The sequence below is a fragment of the Candidatus Methylomirabilota bacterium genome (assembly GCA_035260325.1).
GTDB lineage: Bacteria > Methylomirabilota > Methylomirabilia > Rokubacteriales > CSP1-6 > AR19.
This window is the reverse complement of sequence record DATFVL010000258.1, coordinates 1-16,338: the sequence shown is the minus strand read 5'-3', so window position 1 is coordinate 16,338 and position 16,338 is coordinate 1. Positions and strand designations below refer to the sequence as shown.

Here is a 16,338-nt window from a genome sequence, read left to right as displayed (position 1 = left end):
CCCGCCGAGCCGGCTCGCGCGCTCGTGGAGGTCGGCGAACTCGCCCGCGAGCCAGACGACCGTGCCGAGCTCGCGCAGGGCCTCCATCCGCCCGTCGCGGCACGGGAGCCCGCCGCCCGTCGCGATCACGTCGCCCGCCTTCAGCCGGAGCGCCTCGAGCGCCTCGGCCTCGAGCTCGCGGAAGCGCGGCTCGCCCTGCTCGCGGAAGATCACGTGGATGGGCTTGCCCTCGCGCGCGATGATCATGTCGTCGGTCTCGACGAAGCAGCGCCCGAGGCGGCGCGCGAGCAGCCGCCCGACGGACGACTTCCCAGCACCCATGAAGCCGACGAGAATGACGTTGTCGGCCGGCATCGTCAGCATCGTATCAGATCGCCCCCTCGGACCGCCTCAGGCCCCGCCCGTCCACTCGTACAGGACGTCGGGCGCGCGTTCCTCGTTGCCGGCGCCGTCGCCGAACTCGACCGCCACGAAGCCGCGGGCCTCGTAGAAGTCGCGCGCGGGACGGTTGGCCTGAAAGGTGCGCAGGCGGAGGCGCCGCGGGCTGAGCCGCTTGGCGAGATCGAGCAGCCGGGCCCCGATCCCCTGCCCTTGAAAGGCGGGCAGGACGTAGAGGTGCTCGAGCGAGTCCCCCGCGAGAGCCTCATGGCGACGACCCGGCCCTTGCCCTCCGCCACCCGCACGTCGTGCTCGGCGAGCACGACCCGCGCGATCCAGGCGCGCACGTCGGCGGCGCCGTGCGCGATCGGGGGGATCCGGGGCTCCTCGTCGCGCCGGCTCGCGAGATACACGTCGGCGATCGCGGCCGCGTCCGCGGCCGTCGCCCGGCGGATCGCGACGGCGCTCACGGTCGCGGTCGGTGGACGGTCGTGCGCGCGGGGGCGCGGCGATACGCGCAGTCGCGCATCCAGCAGCGCGCGCACTGGCTGAAGTAGTGGTCCACCCGCGCGGCCCGCCCGGCGCCGGCGAGGAGCGTGATGGACTTCACGGGCGTCATGAAGCACGCGGCATTCAGGCCGACGCCGATCGCGTCGCCCGGGCAGAGGCCGAAGAGCACGCGCTGCTCGCCGACGTCCCAGTCGCCGTAGCCCGGGCTGATCCGGTTCGTGACCGGGAGACCGAGTGCGATCGCCTCCTGGCAGAGGACGTCGTTGACGTACTCGGCGAGGCTCTCGACCGCTCCCGAGCCCACGCTGTCGAGCATCGAGGCGAGCGGCAGCTCGCGGGCGTCCCAGAGCTCGGTGGCGCGCCGCTCGAGGCGGTCGCCGATCGTGCACACCGCGGCGACAACGTACTCGACGGCTCCCCAGCTCTCCCGAACCCGCGGGATCCTGAGCGCCGCGCCGCCGGCCTCGAGGAGGTCCCCCTCCTGGCGCGTGACGGGGAGCCAGCGCACGACGGCGCGCGCCTCCATGAGACGGCGCCCGAGGGCCAGCGCCTCATCGAAGAGCCGATGCACCTCGGCGCCCGGGAGGTCGCCGTCGCGCTTGTAGCCCTGGAAGCGCAGGACCTCGGCGGGATCGATCTCGAGCGCGATGTCCGCGAGGACGCGGGGCTCGGAGGTGACGAGCAGGCCCGTCACTTCTTCCGGCTTCGGACGACCTCGGAAATGAGCCGTATGTGCTCGGGGTTGGAGCCGCAGCAAGCGCCGACGATGTTGCAGCCGGCGTCGAGCAGCGCGGGATACTCGCGGGCCATCGCCTCGGGCCCGAGCTCGTACGTGACCGTGTCGCCCTTCGTGATGGGCAGACCCGCGTTCGGGTACGCCACGAGCGGCGCGTCCGTGACTTTGCGCATCTCGCGGATGATGACGATCGCGCGGTCGGGCCCGCGCCCGCAGTTCATCCCGACCACGTCAGCGCCCGCCGCGAGGAGGGTCTTCGCGACGTCGGCCGGGCTCTCGCCCCACATCGTCCGGTCGCGGTCGTGCATCTCCTCGAACTGGAAGAACATGGTCGCCATCACCGGCAGGTCCGTCGCCTTCTTGCAGGCGCGGATCGCGGCGGTCGCCTCCTGCGGGAACATCATCGTCTCGACGGCGAAGAGGTCCACGCCGCCCTCGGCGAGCGCCTCGGCCTGCTCGCGGAAGGTCGCCTCGTACTCCTCGTCGGTCACGCCCGCGTCGAGCGCGTAGTCCCGGGGCAGCCGGCTCGTCGGGCCGATCGAGCCCGCGATGTACCCGCCGGACGGGGCCGCGGCGCGGGCCAGGCGCCCGCCCTTCTCGTTCAGCTCGCGCGTCCGGTCGCCGAGCTTGTACTCGTCGAGCTTGAGCCGGGCGCCGCCGAAGGTGTTGGTCTCGACGATCTGGCTGCCCGCGTCGAAGTAGCCCTGGTGGATGCCGCGGACGACGTCGGCGTGGGTGTCGTTCCACAGCTCCGGGCACGCGCCGTTCAGGAGCCCGGCGGCGAAGAGCATGGTGCCGTAGCCGCCGTCGAAGACCAGCGTCTCGCCCGCGCGGACGCGTGCGAGGACCTCGCGGCCGCGCGCCGTCACGGCGCCACCGCCTCCCCGACGCCGAGCAGCGCCTTCGCCTTCAACACCGCGAGGGTCGAGTCCTTCGCGTAGCCGTCGGCGCCGATCTCGTCGGCGAACGCCTGGCTCACCGGCGCGCCGCCGATCATCACCTTCACGCGCTCGCGCAGCCCGGCCCGGACGAGGGCGTCGATCGTCCGCTTCATGCCGGGCATCGTCGTCGTCATGAGGGCCGAGATCCCGACGATGTTGGCGCCGTGCTCCTCGACCGCCTTCACGAAGACCTCGGGCGCCACGTCGCGGCCCAGGTTCACCACCTTGAAGCCGGCGCCCTCGAGCATCATCGCGACGAGGTTCTTGCCGATGTCGTGCAGGTCGCCCTGCGCGGTGCCGATCACGACGACGCCGAAGTAGTCGTCGGCCTTCGCCGACGCGGTGATGAGCGGCTTCAGGAGGTCGAGGCCCGCGTACATCGCGCGGGCCGACAGGAGCACCTGCGGCACGTAGTACTCGTTCCGCCGGAACTTCTCGCCGACGACGTCCATGCCGGGAATGAGGCCCTTGAAGATGAGCGCCTTCGGATCGATCGAGAGGCCGAGCCCTTCCTGGGTCTTCCGCGCCACGGTGTCCTTGTCGCCGACGATCAGCGCGCGCGCCATCGTCGGATAGTCGAACGTGTCGTCCCCCACGCATCCATCTTACTATTTTTCCGTGTTAACATCCGTTCAGGATGAAGATCCGGGTGCTCGGCGCCTTCGGAGGCGAAGGGCTCGGGCATCGCCCGACCGCATTCCTCGTCAACGACCGCACGCTCCTCGACGGCGGCACGGTCACCGGCGCCCTGGCGGTCCCGGAGCAACTCTCGATCGAGCACGCGCTCATCTCGCACGCCCACCTCGACCACATCGCGGGCCTGGTCTACCTCACCGAGACGCTCGGCTTCTGCGAGACGGGCGCCGCGATCACGATCGCGAGCATCGATCCGGTCGTGAACACGCTGCGCTCCGGGGTCTTCAACAACACCCTCTGGCCCGACTTCAGCAAGATCCCCCACGCCGACGTCCCCGTGGTGAAGTACCGCACGCTCATCGAGGACGTCGAGCAGCGGGTCGGGGATCTATGGGTAACGCCGATCCCCGTGCACCACACGGTGCCGACCGCCGGCTTCATCGTCCACGACGGCTCGACGGGGCTGATCTACTCGGGCGACACGGGGCCGACGAGCGCGCTCTGGCAGGCCGCGCGCGGGTTCCAGGGCCTCCGGGCGGTGATCCTCGAGTGCGCCTTCCCCAACCGCCTCGGCCCCCTCGCCGAGATCGCCAGGCACTTGACGCCCTCGCTCGTCCAGCGTGAGCTCGACAAGCTCCCGCCCGAGGTGCCGGTCTGGATCTTCCACGTGAAGCCGCAGTTCCACGAGGAGATCGCGGAGGAGCTGGACCGGTTCGGCGGGGGACGCGTCGCGATCCTCGAGCAGGACCGGACCTACTCGATCTAGTCCTCGTCGGGCATCGGGATCAGCACGACCGTATCGCTCGACACCTCCACGCGCACGGCGTCCCCGAGGCGGAAGACGCGCGCCTCGTCGAGCGACGGCACCTCCACGCGGACGGGGTCCGTCCCGCCGACCTCGATCTCGTAGAGGTGGCGCGCGCCCTCGAAGACGCGCAGCGCGACCCGCCCCGGGATGCCGGGGCCCCGCGCCATGGCCGCCTCGACGAGCGAGAGCGCCTCGGGCCGCAGCACCATGAGGCCGCGGCTACCCTTCCTGAAGGCGCCGATCCCCGCGACCGGCACCTGGTGGCCGCCCTCGGTCTCGACGACGACGCCGAGCTCGCGCACCTCGACGACGCGCACGGGGAGGAAGTTCGCGGGGCCGAGCGCCTCGGCGACGGCGCGGCTCGAGGGCCGGTGGTAGAGCTCGCCCGGCTCGCCGATCTGCAAGACCCGTCCGGCGTCCATGACCGCGAGGCGGTCGGAGAGGGCGAGCGCATCGGCGGCGTTGCGCGTGGCGTGGATCGTCGTCACCGCGAGGTCGCGGTGGAGCTTCGCCAGCTCGAGGCGCAGCGCCTTGCGCGCGGTCGGATCGACGTTCGCCAGCGGCTCGTCGAGGATCAGGATCCGCGGTTCCGGCGCGAGCGCGCGGGCGATGGCGAGCCGGCGCCGCTGCTCGACGCCGAGGGCGGTCGGCCGCGCCCGCTCGAGGCCGGCGAGGCCGAGGCGGCCCGCGACGGTCGCGACCTTCCGCTCGGCCTCGGCCCCCGCGAGCCCCCGCGGCTCGAGCCCGAACGCGATGTGCTCGGCGACGCTCAGGTGCGGCCAGAGCGCGCCGTCCTGGAACACGTAGCCGACGTCGCGGCGGCCCGGGGGGAGCGCCGAGATGTCCTGGCCGTCCACGAGCACGCGGCCCGCCGTCGCCCGGAGGAAGCCCGCGACGGCGCGCACGACGTCCGACTTCCCCGACTTCGGCGGTCCGAGCAGCGTGAAGAATTCGCCGTAGCGGACGTGGATGGAGACGTCGCGGACGCCGGGCGGCACGCCGCCGCGCGTGGCGAGGGCCTCGATGCGGACGTCGACGAGCGGCCGGGAGCTCACGCGCGTGCCCTCGGCCGCGTCATGGCAGCGAGGGGCAGGCACGCCGCGCCCATCGCCGCGAGGACGAGGTAGAGGGCGGGCGGCGACGTCCACGAAAGCAGGGTCGTCGCGATCACGGGCCCGATGAACGCGGCGCCCATGCGCGCCGAGTTTACGAAGCCGATCACCCCGCCGCCCGCGTGCCGGGCGATCCGCGCGATGACGAGCGGGAAGACCGGCGCGATGCAGAGCACCTGGAGAAAGCGGACGATCCCGTAGAGCCACACCGAGCCCGGCAGCGCGAGCGCCGCCTGGAAGACCGACGCGGCCAGGAGGAGCCCCATGATGAGCCGACGCTCGGGGACGAGCTCCGCGAGACGGTTCGTGGCGAGCGCGCCGATCGCGGCCGCGACGCCCGTGACGAAGATGAGGATGCCGCCCACCTCGAGCGTCTGGTCGGCGGCGACGCCGAGCGGCGGGAGGATCTGCGGGAGGATGGACGTGAGGAAGAAGACCTGCGTCGAGCCCGCGAGGACGATCAGGGCCACCGCGAGCACGTCGCCGACGCGCGTCCGGCGCTCACCCGGCGTCGTGTCACGCCGGTCCGCCGCCGCCGGGAGCCCCCAGCCGACCAGGATCCCGCAGCCCCAGAGGATCAGCCCGCCGACGACGAACGAGGCGCGGAAGCCGAGCCGCGCCGCGGCGATCGCGCCGCCGAGTGGGCCCAGCACCTGGCCGAGCGTCATCCCCGACTGGATCGCCGCGATCTCGCGCCGCACCTCGCTCTCGCTCTCCGATCGCCCCACGCTGATGAAGGCGAAGGTCGAGGCCGCGCCCGCCACGCCCAGCACCACGCGCGAGACGAACAGCTCCGGGAGGGTCCGCGCGAGCGCCATGCCGAAGAAGCAGAGCCCCTGGAGCCACTGCGTCAGGACGTAGCAGGTCTTGGGATTCGTGCGCTCCGCCAGACGCCCCCAGGCGGGCGCCGTCGCCACGGTCGCGAGCGGCGAGATCCCGAGGATCCAGCCGGTCCACCGGAGGGTCGCGACCGGGTCGGCGGTGCTGATGGACTGGATGTGGAACGGGAGGCTCACGTACACGAAGGACCAGGCGAACGTCCCGACGAACATGGCGACCGGGAGGATGTGAGGCCCGCCGAGCCTCAACGCGGAAGCACGCAGAACCCCTGGGCCTCGACGCCGAGCGCGACGTTGAACTTGCTGCGGAAGTTCTCGAGCGCGACGGCGGCGGTGAGCTCGACCACCTGCGCCTCGGAGAAGTGGGCGCGCACGCGCGCGAAGAGCTCGTCGCTCACCTTCCGGCCTGTGACCGTCATCGCCTCCGCGTACTCGAGCGCAGCGCGCTCGCGCTCGGAGAAGAGGTCACTGGTTGCCGCGCGCGCGACCTCCGCCACCTTGTCCTGCGACGCGCCCGCGTGCATCCCACGGGATGCGTTGATGTCGATTCAGAAGGGGCAGCCGTTGATGAGCGCGACGCGCAGGTAGACGAGTGCCACGAGCTCCGGGGGCAGGAGGCCCGAGCGCTCGAGGGCGAGCGAGAGCTGCTTGGCCGCCTTCATGATGCCGGGCGTGTGCGCCTGGACCTTCGTCGGGTTGAGGACGAAGCCGAAGAGCTCCTGCTCCTTGGCGAACGTCTCCCTCAGGACGGGATCGTCGCCGGGATCTTCGATCTCGCGGACGCGCGGCATGGCGCGATTATACCGCCCTCACTTCACGCCCACCCGGAACTGCGTGACCGCCGCGCCCGCGCCCTGGGTGACGAGCCCGGCGTCCGAGGCAAGCGTGATCATCTGATAGCCGCGGGCGTAGAGCGGCTTGGCGTCCTCCACCCCGCGCGAGATCGTGCCGAGCGCCACGCCCGCCTTCTGGGCGGCCCGCTCGATCGTCGCGATCGCCTCGGCGACCTCGTGGTGCTTGGGATCGCCAACGTGGCCGAGGGCCGCCGAGAGATCGGTGGGGCCGACGAAGGCGACGTCCACGCCGGGGACGGCGAGCATCGCGTCGATGTCGCGGAGCGCCGCGACGGTCTCGATCTGGACGATGACGAGGACCTCCGTGTTCGCCCGCTTCCAGTAGTCGGCGCCGAACCGGCCGAAGCCGGCGGCGCGGTGGCTCCCGGCCATGCCGCGGAGACCGTCGGGCGGATACTTGCACGCGGCGATGGCGGCCTCGCATTCCTTCCGGCCCGACACCCACGGGATCATGACGCCGTACGCGCCGAGGTCGAGGACGCGCTTGATCACCATGGGGTCGTTGCCCTGGACCCGCACGAACGGCACCGTCCCGCTCCCCTCGATCGCCTGGAGCTGGGCGAGGAGCGTCTGGTAGTCGCCGTGGCCGTGCTCCATGTCGATCAGGAGCCAGTCGAAGCCGGCGTCGGCCATGATCTCCGCGGCGATCGGGCTGCAGAGCGAGAGCCACGCGCCCGAGGTCTTCTCGCCGGCCCTGAGGCGGCGCTTCACGGCGTTGTCGATGAGGGTCTTCATCAGCGGGTCCCTCCCGGTGAGCGCGTGAGCCGCTCCTCGATCGCGGGCAGCGCGTCGAGCAGGACATTGCCGACGACCGCGAGGCTCCGCGCCGACACCTTGTCGAGCGTGTCCTCGGCCGTGTGCCACGGCGGAAAGTCGAAGTCGATCACGAGCGCGGACGGGACGCCCAGCCGGAGGAACGGCACGTGGTCGTCCTCGACGGCCAGCGCGTCCGGCAGGAAGTGCGCGCCCTCGCCGCGCCGGGCGGCGGCGGCCCAGATGAGGTCGGTCAGCCACTCGGTGGAATAGGCCTCGCGGCGGATCCCGAGGTCGCGGTCGCCGATCATGTCGGCCACGATCAGCGCGCGGGGCAGCGTCCCCTTGCGCGCGAGCTCGCGCGCCATGAAGCGCGAGCCGTAGAGGCTGTCGGCGTCGGTCCACGTCTCGCGCGCCTCCTCGCCGTCGAACCACACGACCCAGTACGTGTACTCGCGCGGGCGCGCGGCGAGCCGGCGCGCCAGCTCGATCAGGAGCGCCGCGCTCGAGCCGCCGTCGTTGGCGCCGACGAAGCGGATGTCGCGGAACCACTTGGTGTCGTAGTGGCCGGCGAGCACGATCACGTCGGGCCGGCGCCCGGGGAGGACCGCGACGACGTTGGCCATCGCGAGGCGGCCGTGCGGCGTGTCGGTCTCGAAGGGCTCGACGCGCGCGGTGACGCCGGCGCCCCGGAGCGCGCCCACGATGTAGGCGCGCGCCTTCGCGCCGCCGGGCGAGCCCGCCGGCCGCGGGCCGATGGCGACGAGCCGCGCGACGTGACGGAGCGCCGCCGCGCCGTCGAGCGGCGCCGCGGCCTTCGCGGGCTCGGCGGCGCGCGCGGCCACGGCCGCCGCGAGCAGTACCAGACCCGCGGCGAGCAGCCTCACGGCTTCACCCCGACGGCGCCGTAGTAGTTCATCGTCAGCACGAACGCGCCCTGCGCGACGAGCACCGTGAAGCCGTCGAGCCAGCTCTGGGCGGTCCCCGCGTCCACGAGGCCGAAGCGGACGGCGCTCTCCGCCCGGCGCTCGAGGAAGGTCTTCGTCCAGGGCTCGAGCGTCGTGTCCTGGAACACGTCGGTGAGGAGCCGGACGCGCGTGAGCCCCGCCTCGCGGAGGAGCGCCGGGAGCCTGCGGCCGCTGTAGGGCTCCTCGTAGATGCGCGCGGCGACCTCACGCATGATCCGCTCGGTCAGCGCGCGATCCGGGTGGGTGACGGCGACCATCCCGAAGTCCTGGTCTTGAAGGCCGACGCTGCCGCCGCGCTTCACCAGGCGCGCCATCTCCTGCACGACGCGCAGCGGGTCGGCGACGTGCAGGATCACCGTGATCGCGAGCGCGACGTCGAAGCGTCCGGCGCCGAACGGAAGCTTGGCACCGTCCCCGTGGCGGAGCGTGATTCGCCCGCCCGGCCCCGCGCGGCAGAGCGTGCGCGCGAGCTTCAGGATCGTGAGGCTCGGGTCCACGCCGACGACGCTCCCGCGCCGGCCGACCAGCGCGGCGAGGTCGCGCAGGACGACGCCCGTGCCGCAGCCGACTTCGAGCACGCGCGCGCTGGAGCGGACGGGGACGAAGCGAAGGAAGCGCCGCCGCAGGCGCGTCTGGGCCGGCGTCCGTCCGCGCAGCTCGAGCGAGTTCGCCATCCGCGCCGCGTCGGGCTGGGCGTCGATGTCACGCCAGGGATCGGGGTGGAGTGATTCGGCGGCCAAGAACGGTCAGACGCGGCTCGCGCGGCCGGCGCACTCCTCGCTGCAGAAGTACCGCACCTCGCCGCCGGTCCCGCGGGTCACCGCGCGCGAGCTGACGACATAGGTCTGGCAGACCGGATCCTTCACGAGCTCGTCCGGTCCCGCAGGGCGCCGGCTGCGCGCGAGCGGTGCGAGGTGCCGGAGGAGGACGCGCGCCACGAACCACGCGGCGGCGAGCCAGACGAGGATCAGCGCGAATCGCACCGTGCCCTCAGCGGTCCGGCTTGATGGAGACGGCCCTCAGGAATTCCTTGTCCTGCGACGTCAGCTCGGCGGTGGGCTCGCCGCGGCGCTCCTTGCCCGCGAAGAAGATCCCGGTGTCGGCGCCGCGCCGGAGGATCTCCTGCACGGCGTCCCGCGCCGCCTCGGTCGCCTGGAGCGACACCTCGACGGCCTGCAGGAGCTTCTTCAGCAGGAGATCCACGTGGCGTTCTCGCGGCATCGCGACCATTACGATACCATACCGGCTCGATGGCCCCCGGGTGGACGCGTCTCGGCTCCACCGCCCTTTACGCGCGCGGCAAGCTCACCCTCCGCGAGGACGTCTGGCGGCTGCCCGACGGCCAGGAGGTCGTCTATCCCGTGCTCCAGGCCGGTGTCGGCGTCGCCGTCCTGCCGTTCGTCGACGACTCGCGCGTCCTCATGGTCGGCCAGTACCGCCACCTGTTCGACGCGGTGTCGTGGGAGCTGCCGGGCGGCGGCGCGCTGCCCGGCGAGGAGCCCCTGGCGGCGGCGCAGCGAGAGCTTCGCGAGGAGGGCGGCTACCGCGCCGAGCGCTTCGAGCTCCTGACGCGTTTCTACCCGGCGAACGCCTACCTCGACGAGGTCGCCTACTGCTACGCGGCGTGGGGGCTCACCGAGGACCCGCTGCCCGCCGACCACGACGAGTTCCTCGAACACCGCATCGTCCCGCTCGAGGACGCGATCCGGATGGCGCGCGACGGCGAGATCACCGAGTCGTACTCGAAGATCGCGCTCCTGCAGTACGCGCTGACCCGAAGACCTCAGTAGGTCGCGCGCCCGCCCGAGATGTCGTAGACCGCGCCCGTCGAGAACGAGCACTCGTCGGAGACGAGCCACGCGACGAGCGCGGCGACCTCCTCCGGCCGGCCGATCCGTCCCATCGGGATCTTGGCCCGGAGCATGTCCACCGTCTCCTTGGACATCTGCCGAACCATGTCGGTCTCGATCATCGCGGGCGCGATGGCGTTGACGAGGATCCCCCTGGTCGCCACCTCCTTCGCGAGGGCCTTGGTCAGGCCGATGACGCCGGCCTTCGCGGTCGAGTACGGCACGAGCGTCGGGTTCCCGTCCTTGCCCGCGATGGAGGCGATGTTGACGATCCGGCCGCTCCCCTGCCCGAGCATGACCCGGACGGCGGCGCGCGAGACGAGGAAGACGGCCGTGAGGTCCACCGCGAGGACGCGGTGCCACTCCTCGTCGGTGATCTCCCAGGTGAGCTTCGAGCCGCCGGTGATCCCGGCGTTGTTCACGGCGATGTCGAGCCTGCCCCAGCGCTCCGTCACCGTCCGCACCGCGCGCTCGACGTCGTCGGTCTTCGTGACGTCGGCGGCGAGCGCGAGCGCCTGACCGCCGAACGGCTTCGCGGCGGCCTCGACCCCGGCGCGGTCGAGATCGACGAGCGCGACGCGCGCGCCCTCACGCACGAGGCGCGTGCTGATCGCGAGCCCGATGCCGCGGGCGGCGCCGGTGACGAGCGCGGTCTTGCCCTGGAGCGTCATGCGCGGTGCCTCCTGTCTTTGGCTCAGCCGAGCGCCCGGCCCAGGTCCTCGATCAGGTCGTCGGCGTGCTCGAGTCCGATGGACAGGCGCAGCAGGTTCTCCGGCGTCCGGGTCCCCGGCCCCTCGATCGAGGCGCGGTGCTCGACGAGGCTCTCCGTCCCGCCGAAGCTCGTCGCGCGCGTGAAGATGGAGAGCCGCGCCGCGACGGCGAGCGCGCCCGCGCGATCGCCCCGCACCTCCACCGACACCATCCCGCCGAACGCCGACATCTGGCGGCGCGCGACGTCGTGCCCGGGATGGGTCGCGAGCCCGGGGTAATGGACGCGCTCGACACCGGGATGGCGCGCGAGGAAGGTCGCGACCTTCAGCGCGCTCTCCGACTGCGCGCGCACGCGATACGGGAGCGTCCGGATGCCACGAAGCACGAGCCAGCAGTCGAACGGCGAGGGCACCGCCCCGCCCGAGACCTGGATCGCGCGGATCCGGTCGAAGAAGTCGTCCCGCGCCCGGGCGACGACGGCGCCGCCCATCACGTCGCTGTGGCCGCCGAGGTACTTGGTCGTCGCGTGCAGGATCAGGTCGGCGCCGAGCCCGAACGGCGACTGGAGGACGGGCGTCGCGGTGGTGTTGTCGCAGAGGTACCGGGCGCCGGCGCCGTGGGCGATCTCGCCGACGCGCGCGATGTCGGTGACCTTCCACAGCGGGTTCGAGGGTGTCTCGGCCCAGACGAGCTTCGTGGTCGCCTTGATCGCCTTCTGCACCGCGGCCAGGTCGGTCATGTCGACGAACGTTGTCTCGAGCCCCCAGCGGCTGAACGTCTCGCGCAGGAGGCGCGACGTGCCGTGGTAGGCGTCCACGGGCGCGACGACGTGGTCGCCGGGCGCGAGCGCCTGGAAGATCGCCGAGGTCGCCGCCGACGCCGACGCGAACGCGGCCGCGGCCTCGCCGCCCTCGAGCGCCGCGAGGCACGCTTCGAGCGCGTCGCGGTTCGGATTGCCGTTGCGCGCGTAGAGGAAGCCACGGGGATACGAGCCGTCGGCGTCGCGCTCGAAGGTGGTGGACGGGTGGATGGCCGGCGTGACCGCGCCCGTCGCCGGATCGACGCGGGCGCCCGCGTGCACCGCGATGGTCTCGATCCTCATGGCACGTACCTCTCACGGATGTCGTAGTAGGTCGAGTAGACGCCGACCGCCTGGCGGACGGCCGCCGCGGGCTCCATGCCCTCCGGACCGAAGCGGCGCACGTCCATCCGCCCGACGTCCCACGGCGGACGCCCCTCGGTGATCCAGTGCGCCATCACCCCGCCCACGCCGCCGGCGCCCGCGATCCCGTGGGCGCAGAAGCCCGCGGCGACCCAGAAGCCCCGCGGGCGCTCGCACTCGCCCAGGATGAACTCCCCGTCCGGAGTGTACGCCTCCGGCCCGTTCACGAGACGGATCGCCGGCGCGGCGGCGAGCGCGGGGACCCGCGCGATCGCGCCCTCCATCAGCGGGGCGAACCGGTCCCAGTCGGGCGGCAGGAGCTGATGGGTGAAGTCCTTCGGAATCCCGTCGAGCCCCCACGTCCGGCACGCGCGCTCGAAGCCGCCGACGACGAGCCCGCCGACCTCCTCGCGGAGGTAGACGAGGCGGTCGGGATCACGCGTCACCGCGAAGTCGCGCCGCACGCCCTCGATCGGCGCGGTGACGAGGTACTGGTGGGCCATCGGCACGACGGGGATGCCGACGCCGACCATGCGGCCGATCTCGGCGGCCCAGATCCCGCCCGCGTTCACGACGGCCTCGCAGGCGATCGTCTCGCGCTCGGTGACGACCGCCGCGACGCGTCCGCGCGTGACCGCGATCGACACGACGCGCTCGCCGGTCCTCACGCTGACGCCGCGCGCCTTCGCCCCGGCGGCGAGGGCGTGGGTGAGGCCGGCCGGATCCACGTGGCCGTCGCCCGGGACCCAGAGGGCGCCCTCGAGCGCCGCGTCCGTCATGAGCGGGAACTTCGAGCGCGCCTCGCGAGGGCCGAGCAGCTCGACATCGAGACCGAACCGGCGGGTAAACGCCTCCTGCCGCCGCAGCTCCTCGAGCCGCGCCGGGGAGGACGCGACGCGCAAGCTGCCGACGGGCTTCCAGCCTGGATCGCGGCCCGTGTCCTCGAGGAGGCGCCGGTAGAGCTCGACGCTCGCCATGTTGACGCGCGTGAGCGCGCCGGACGAGCGCGCCTGGCCGACGAGCCCCGCCGCGTGGAAGGTCGAGCCGCCCGTCAGCTCGCCCCGCTCGAGGACGGTGACGTCGCGCCAGCCCGCGAGCGCCAGGTGGTAGGCGATGCTGCAGCCGGCGACGCCGCCGCCGAGGATGACGACGCGAGCGGCGTTAATCGGCGGAGGTTCCGGTGGCGGCGATGACGACGGCGTCGCCCGGCGCCCACGCGAGCGTGACCGGCTTGCCGCGCTCGAGCGCCCGCGCCTGCCCGGGGGCCACGTCCACCCAGAAGGGGCGGCCGCGCACGAGGACCTCGAGGCGCACGACGGGGCCGAGGAACGTCACGACGCCGAGCACCCCCTCGACGCGGTTCCGCCCGTCGCCGGGCGCGCCGTCGCCGGCGAGCGCGAGCTTCTCGGGGCGCACCAAGACCATGACCCGGTCGCCGTCGGCGCCGCCGTCGAGCGCCGCACGCAAGCGCTCGCCCTCCCACTCGACCGTGCCGTCGCGCGCGGAGACGACACGGCAGTCGAGGATGTTCGAGATCCCGATGAAGTCCGCGACGAAGTCGGTGCGCGGGCGGCCGTAGATCTCCTCGGGCCGCCCGACCTGCTCGATGCGCCCCGCGCGCATCACCGCGATGCGGTCGGCGATCGAGAGCGCCTCCTCCTGGTCGTGGGTGACGTAGACCGTCGCGATCCCGAGATCCTGCTGGATCTTGCGGATCTCGGCGCGTAGTCGAAGTCGGATCTTCGCGTCGAGCGCGGACAGCGGTTCATCGAGCAGCAGGATCTCGGGGCGGCGGGCCAGCGCCCGCGCCAGCGCCACGCGCTGCTGCTGGCCCCCCGACAGTTGGTTCGCGTAGCGCTCCTCGAAGCCGCGGAGCCCCGTCAGCTCGACCATCTCCGCCACGCGCGCGCGGACCTTCGCGGCCGGCCACCTCGCGACGCGCAGGCCGAACGCGATGTTCTCGGCGGCGGTCATCGTCGGGAAGAGCGCGTACGACTGAAAGACGATGCCGACGCCGCGCCGGCGCGGCGGCACGTCGTTGACGACCCGATCGTCGAAGCGGATCTCGCCCGCGTCCGGGCGCTCGAAGCCCGCGATCATGCGGAGCGTCGTCGTCTTGCCGCAGCCCGAGCCGCCGACGAGCGAGACGAGCTCTCCCGGGCGGATGTCCAGGGAGAGCCCGTCCACGGCGACGGCGCCGCCGAAGCGCTTCGTCAGGCGGTCGAGGCTGATCCGCACGCTACCTCGAGTACTTCTCGAGCCAGCGCTTCACGAGCCGGTCCTTGTACGCGGGATCGCCGGCCTTCACGAAATCGATGGCGATCAGGTTCATCTCGGTGAGCTTCGGGCCGCTCACGGCGACGTCGGGCCGCGTCACCGCGGCGCCCCGCCACTCGGCGTAGGCGGCCATCGCCGACTTCGAGACCGCCCAGTCGAGGAAGCGCCGGGCGTTCTGCGGATTCTTGGCCCCCTTCACGATCGCGTTGCCCTCGAAGGTCCACGCGATCCCGTCGCTCGGATAGATCACGTCGATCCCCGCGCCCTGCCTCTTCGCGACCTCGACCTCGTAGCCCAGCGCGACCCCGATCGGCGTCTCGCCCGACACCGCCATGCGCCCGGGGGCGCCGCCCGACTTCGTGACCTGCGCGAGGTTCTTGTCGAGCGCGTCGTAGTACTGCCACATCCTGTCCTCGCCGAGCCGGGCCGCGTGGCTCGCGAGAAGCAGGTACGCCGTGCCCGAGGTCGAGGGGTTCGACATGACGATGTGGCCCTTGTACTTCGGGTCCAGCAGGTCGGCCCAGGAGCGCGGCGGGGTGAGCTTCAGCTCTTCCATCTTCTTCTTGTTCACCGCGAACCCGACGGCCAGCAGCGTCACGCCCTGCCACTGGTTCTCCGGGTGCTTGAAGCGCGCGGGGATCGCCTGCGACTCCTTCGCGACGTACGGCTCGAGGAGGCCCTTGAGCGCGGCGCCCGTCAGGTAGTCGTTGAACACGCCCCAGATCACGTCGGCCTGGGGATTCGCCTTCTCTGCCTCGACGCGCGCCATGATCGGGCCCGTGGAGGCGCGGATGTACTGGGCCTTGGCGGCGAGGTCCGGCAGGTCCTTCTTGAACTGCTCCCAGAAGGTCTTCAGCTCGTTCTCCTCGTAGGCCGTGTAGACGACGAGCTTGTCCTCGGCGGCCGGCGCGACCGAGGCGCCGAGCGGGAGCACGAGGGCGAGGGCGAGCAGCAGGGTGAGCGAGCGGCGCATGGGCGTGTCTCCTTTCGCTAGAGCTTCAACACGGCGACGCGGTCTCCCCCGACCAGCGCGCGGAGGAGCAGGACGGATCCGATGACGATCGCGAGGATGATCGTGCCGAGGGCGCACGCCGCGCCCGGGTACCCGTTCTCGACCTGGTTGAGGATCGCGACCGAGGCGAGGTTGAACCCGGGATAGATCAGGAAGATCACGGCGCTGACGGTGACCATCCCGTTGATGAAGAAGTAGATGAAGACCGAGAACGCGGTGCCGGTCAGGAGCGGCCGCACGACGCGCCAGAACGTGGCGACGCTCCCCGCGCCGAGGCTCACCGCCGCCTCCTCGATCGCCGGGTCGATCTGCTTCAGCGCGTTGATCCCCGCGAGGACGGCCACGGGGAGCTTCCAGAACACGACGCTCGCGACGAGGATCCAGAGCGTGCCCGTGAGGGCGAGCGGCGGCACGTTGAACGCGAGGATATAGCCCAGGCCCACGACGGTCCCGGGCAGGGCGGCGGGCAGGAGCGCCGCCCCCTCGATCGCGCGCCGCCCCGGCGGCCGCTTGCGCTCGACGAGGTACGCGGTGACGAGCGCCACGACGGTGCCGATGACGCCGGCGACGAGCGCGAGCCTCACGCTGTTCCAGATCGGCGTGGCACCCTCGGCGCTCGAGGCGAACGCGTAGTGGCGCAGCGAGAGCGACCAGTCGCTCCCCCAGAGGCGCACGAGCGAGCCGAGCGGGATCAGGCCGTAGATCAGCGCGATAAAGCACGCGACGCCCCCGGCGAGGACGGCGAGGGGCCAGCGCACCGCCGCGGGCGTCGGCCTCACGGCGGTCCGCGC

22 protein-coding genes are annotated in these 16,338 nt (G+C 72.4%); 2 read left to right on the top strand and 20 right to left on the bottom strand.

Annotated elements, in window-relative coordinates; translation table 11 throughout:
- The 5 genes from VKG64_16780 to VKG64_16760 all read right to left on the bottom strand — a co-directional run.
- A partial coding sequence (locus tag VKG64_16780; GenBank protein ID HKB26693.1) for a shikimate kinase occupies positions 1 to 363 on the bottom strand: 363 nt, incomplete at its 3' end.
- A 27-nt stretch (positions 364 to 390) separates the two neighbouring features.
- Positions 391 to 570 carry a hypothetical protein gene (locus VKG64_16775; GenBank protein ID HKB26692.1) on the bottom strand — a complete coding sequence of 60 codons (180 nt, stop codon included), beginning with the start codon at positions 568 to 570 and terminating at the stop codon, positions 391 to 393.
- A 274-nt stretch (positions 571 to 844) separates the two neighbouring features.
- On the bottom strand, positions 845 to 1,582 hold the full coding sequence (locus VKG64_16770) for a hypothetical protein (GenBank protein ID HKB26691.1): 738 nt from the start codon (positions 1,580 to 1,582) through the stop codon (positions 845 to 847).
- Positions 1,579 to 2,493, bottom strand: coding sequence for a homocysteine S-methyltransferase family protein (locus tag VKG64_16765; GenBank protein HKB26690.1), 915 nt, complete (start codon positions 2,491 to 2,493; stop codon positions 1,579 to 1,581). The genes VKG64_16770 and VKG64_16765 overlap by 4 nt, the downstream gene beginning before the upstream one ends.
- Complete coding sequence (locus VKG64_16760) at positions 2,490 to 3,161, bottom strand: corrinoid protein (protein ID HKB26689.1); 672 nt, start codon at positions 3,159 to 3,161, stop codon at positions 2,490 to 2,492. Before VKG64_16760 ends, VKG64_16765 begins: the two co-directional genes overlap by 4 nt.
- 41 nt (positions 3,162 to 3,202) lie before the next feature.
- On the opposite strand from VKG64_16760, the gene VKG64_16755 reads away from it, so the two are divergent.
- Positions 3,203 to 3,967 (top strand): 3',5'-cyclic-nucleotide phosphodiesterase, encoded by a 765-nt coding sequence (locus tag VKG64_16755; protein ID HKB26688.1) that lies wholly within the window; start codon positions 3,203 to 3,205, stop codon positions 3,965 to 3,967.
- Here the strand turns inward: VKG64_16755 and VKG64_16750 are convergent.
- The 9 genes from VKG64_16750 to VKG64_16710 are packed head-to-tail and all read right to left on the bottom strand — an operon-like array spanning position 3,964 to position 9,756.
- On the bottom strand, positions 3,964 to 5,064 hold the full coding sequence (locus tag VKG64_16750; protein HKB26687.1) for an ABC transporter ATP-binding protein: 1,101 nt from the start codon (positions 5,062 to 5,064) through the stop codon (positions 3,964 to 3,966). The genes VKG64_16755 and VKG64_16750 overlap by 4 nt on opposite strands.
- Positions 5,061 to 6,209, bottom strand: coding sequence for an MFS transporter (locus tag VKG64_16745; GenBank protein HKB26686.1), 1,149 nt, complete (start codon positions 6,207 to 6,209; stop codon positions 5,061 to 5,063). The genes VKG64_16750 and VKG64_16745 overlap by 4 nt, the downstream gene beginning before the upstream one ends.
- A complete protein-coding gene (locus tag VKG64_16740; GenBank protein ID HKB26685.1) occupies positions 6,206 to 6,484 on the bottom strand; it encodes a hypothetical protein in 279 nt (92 codons plus the stop codon). Before VKG64_16740 ends, VKG64_16745 begins: the two co-directional genes overlap by 4 nt.
- Before the next feature lie 24 nt (positions 6,485 to 6,508).
- Complete coding sequence (locus VKG64_16735; protein ID HKB26684.1) at positions 6,509 to 6,751, bottom strand: hypothetical protein; 243 nt, start codon at positions 6,749 to 6,751, stop codon at positions 6,509 to 6,511.
- Between the two features lie 18 nt (positions 6,752 to 6,769).
- Positions 6,770 to 7,549 (bottom strand): aldolase/citrate lyase family protein, encoded by a 780-nt coding sequence (locus tag VKG64_16730; protein ID HKB26683.1) that lies wholly within the window; start codon positions 7,547 to 7,549, stop codon positions 6,770 to 6,772.
- Entirely contained in the window at positions 7,549 to 8,454 is a 906-nt protein-coding gene (locus tag VKG64_16725; GenBank protein HKB26682.1) for a M28 family peptidase, read from the bottom strand. The genes VKG64_16730 and VKG64_16725 overlap by 1 nt, the downstream gene beginning before the upstream one ends.
- Complete coding sequence (locus VKG64_16720; protein HKB26681.1) at positions 8,451 to 9,275, bottom strand: methyltransferase domain-containing protein; 825 nt, start codon at positions 9,273 to 9,275, stop codon at positions 8,451 to 8,453. The genes VKG64_16725 and VKG64_16720 overlap by 4 nt, the downstream gene beginning before the upstream one ends.
- Before the next feature lie 6 nt (positions 9,276 to 9,281).
- Positions 9,282 to 9,518, bottom strand: coding sequence for a TRASH domain protein (locus tag VKG64_16715; protein HKB26680.1), 237 nt, complete (start codon positions 9,516 to 9,518; stop codon positions 9,282 to 9,284).
- 7 nt (positions 9,519 to 9,525) lie between these two features.
- Entirely contained in the window at positions 9,526 to 9,756 is a 231-nt protein-coding gene (locus tag VKG64_16710) for a hypothetical protein (GenBank protein HKB26679.1), read from the bottom strand.
- Between the two features lie 29 nt (positions 9,757 to 9,785).
- On the opposite strand from VKG64_16710, the gene VKG64_16705 reads away from it, so the two are divergent.
- Positions 9,786 to 10,325, top strand: coding sequence for an NUDIX hydrolase (locus tag VKG64_16705; GenBank protein HKB26678.1), 540 nt, complete (start codon positions 9,786 to 9,788; stop codon positions 10,323 to 10,325).
- On the opposite strand, the gene VKG64_16700 is transcribed toward VKG64_16705, so the two are convergent.
- From VKG64_16700 to VKG64_16675, 6 genes are all read right to left on the bottom strand, one after another.
- Entirely contained in the window at positions 10,319 to 11,056 is a 738-nt protein-coding gene (locus VKG64_16700) for an SDR family NAD(P)-dependent oxidoreductase (GenBank protein ID HKB26677.1), read from the bottom strand. The two genes, VKG64_16705 and VKG64_16700, sit on opposite strands and share 7 nt — an antisense overlap.
- 23 nt (positions 11,057 to 11,079) lie before the next feature.
- On the bottom strand, positions 11,080 to 12,198 hold the full coding sequence (locus VKG64_16695; GenBank protein HKB26676.1) for an aminotransferase class V-fold PLP-dependent enzyme: 1,119 nt from the start codon (positions 12,196 to 12,198) through the stop codon (positions 11,080 to 11,082).
- Entirely contained in the window at positions 12,195 to 13,403 is a 1,209-nt protein-coding gene (locus tag VKG64_16690) for an FAD-binding oxidoreductase (protein HKB26675.1), read from the bottom strand. The genes VKG64_16695 and VKG64_16690 overlap by 4 nt, the downstream gene beginning before the upstream one ends.
- 16 nt (positions 13,404 to 13,419) lie before the next feature.
- Complete coding sequence (locus VKG64_16685; protein HKB26674.1) at positions 13,420 to 14,496, bottom strand: ABC transporter ATP-binding protein; 1,077 nt, start codon at positions 14,494 to 14,496, stop codon at positions 13,420 to 13,422.
- 1 nt (position 14,497) lies between these two features.
- Entirely contained in the window at positions 14,498 to 15,508 is a 1,011-nt protein-coding gene (locus VKG64_16680) for an ABC transporter substrate-binding protein (protein ID HKB26673.1), read from the bottom strand.
- A 17-nt stretch (positions 15,509 to 15,525) separates the two neighbouring features.
- Positions 15,526 to 16,338 (bottom strand): ABC transporter permease subunit (locus VKG64_16675; GenBank protein HKB26672.1); only part of this gene is annotated, 813 nt, incomplete at its 5' end.

Bases quoted from the DNA above. Each gene is read 5' to 3' on its own strand.
- VKG64_16735 (HKB26684.1), bottom strand. From the start codon at position 6,751: ATGCCGCGCGTCCGCGAGATCGAAGATCCCGGCGACGATCCCGTCCTG.
- VKG64_16730 (HKB26683.1), bottom strand. From the start codon at position 7,549: ATGAAGACCCTCATCGACAACGCCGTGAAGCGCCGCCTCAGGGCCGGC.
- VKG64_16700 (HKB26677.1), bottom strand. From the start codon at position 11,056: ATGACGCTCCAGGGCAAGACCGCGCTCGTCACCGGCGCCGCCCGCGGC.
- VKG64_16755 (HKB26688.1), top strand. From the start codon at position 3,203: ATGAAGATCCGGGTGCTCGGCGCCTTCGGAGGCGAAGGGCTCGGGCAT.
- VKG64_16695 (HKB26676.1), bottom strand. From the start codon at position 12,198: ATGAGGATCGAGACCATCGCGGTGCACGCGGGCGCCCGCGTCGATCCG.
- VKG64_16740 (HKB26685.1), bottom strand. From the start codon at position 6,484: ATGCACGCGGGCGCGTCGCAGGACAAGGTGGCGGAGGTCGCGCGCGCG.
- VKG64_16680 (HKB26673.1), bottom strand. From the start codon at position 15,508: ATGCGCCGCTCGCTCACCCTGCTGCTCGCCCTCGCCCTCGTGCTCCCG.
- VKG64_16710 (HKB26679.1), bottom strand. From the start codon at position 9,756: ATGCCGCGAGAACGCCACGTGGATCTCCTGCTGAAGAAGCTCCTGCAG.
- VKG64_16705 (HKB26678.1), top strand. From the start codon at position 9,786: ATGGCCCCCGGGTGGACGCGTCTCGGCTCCACCGCCCTTTACGCGCGC.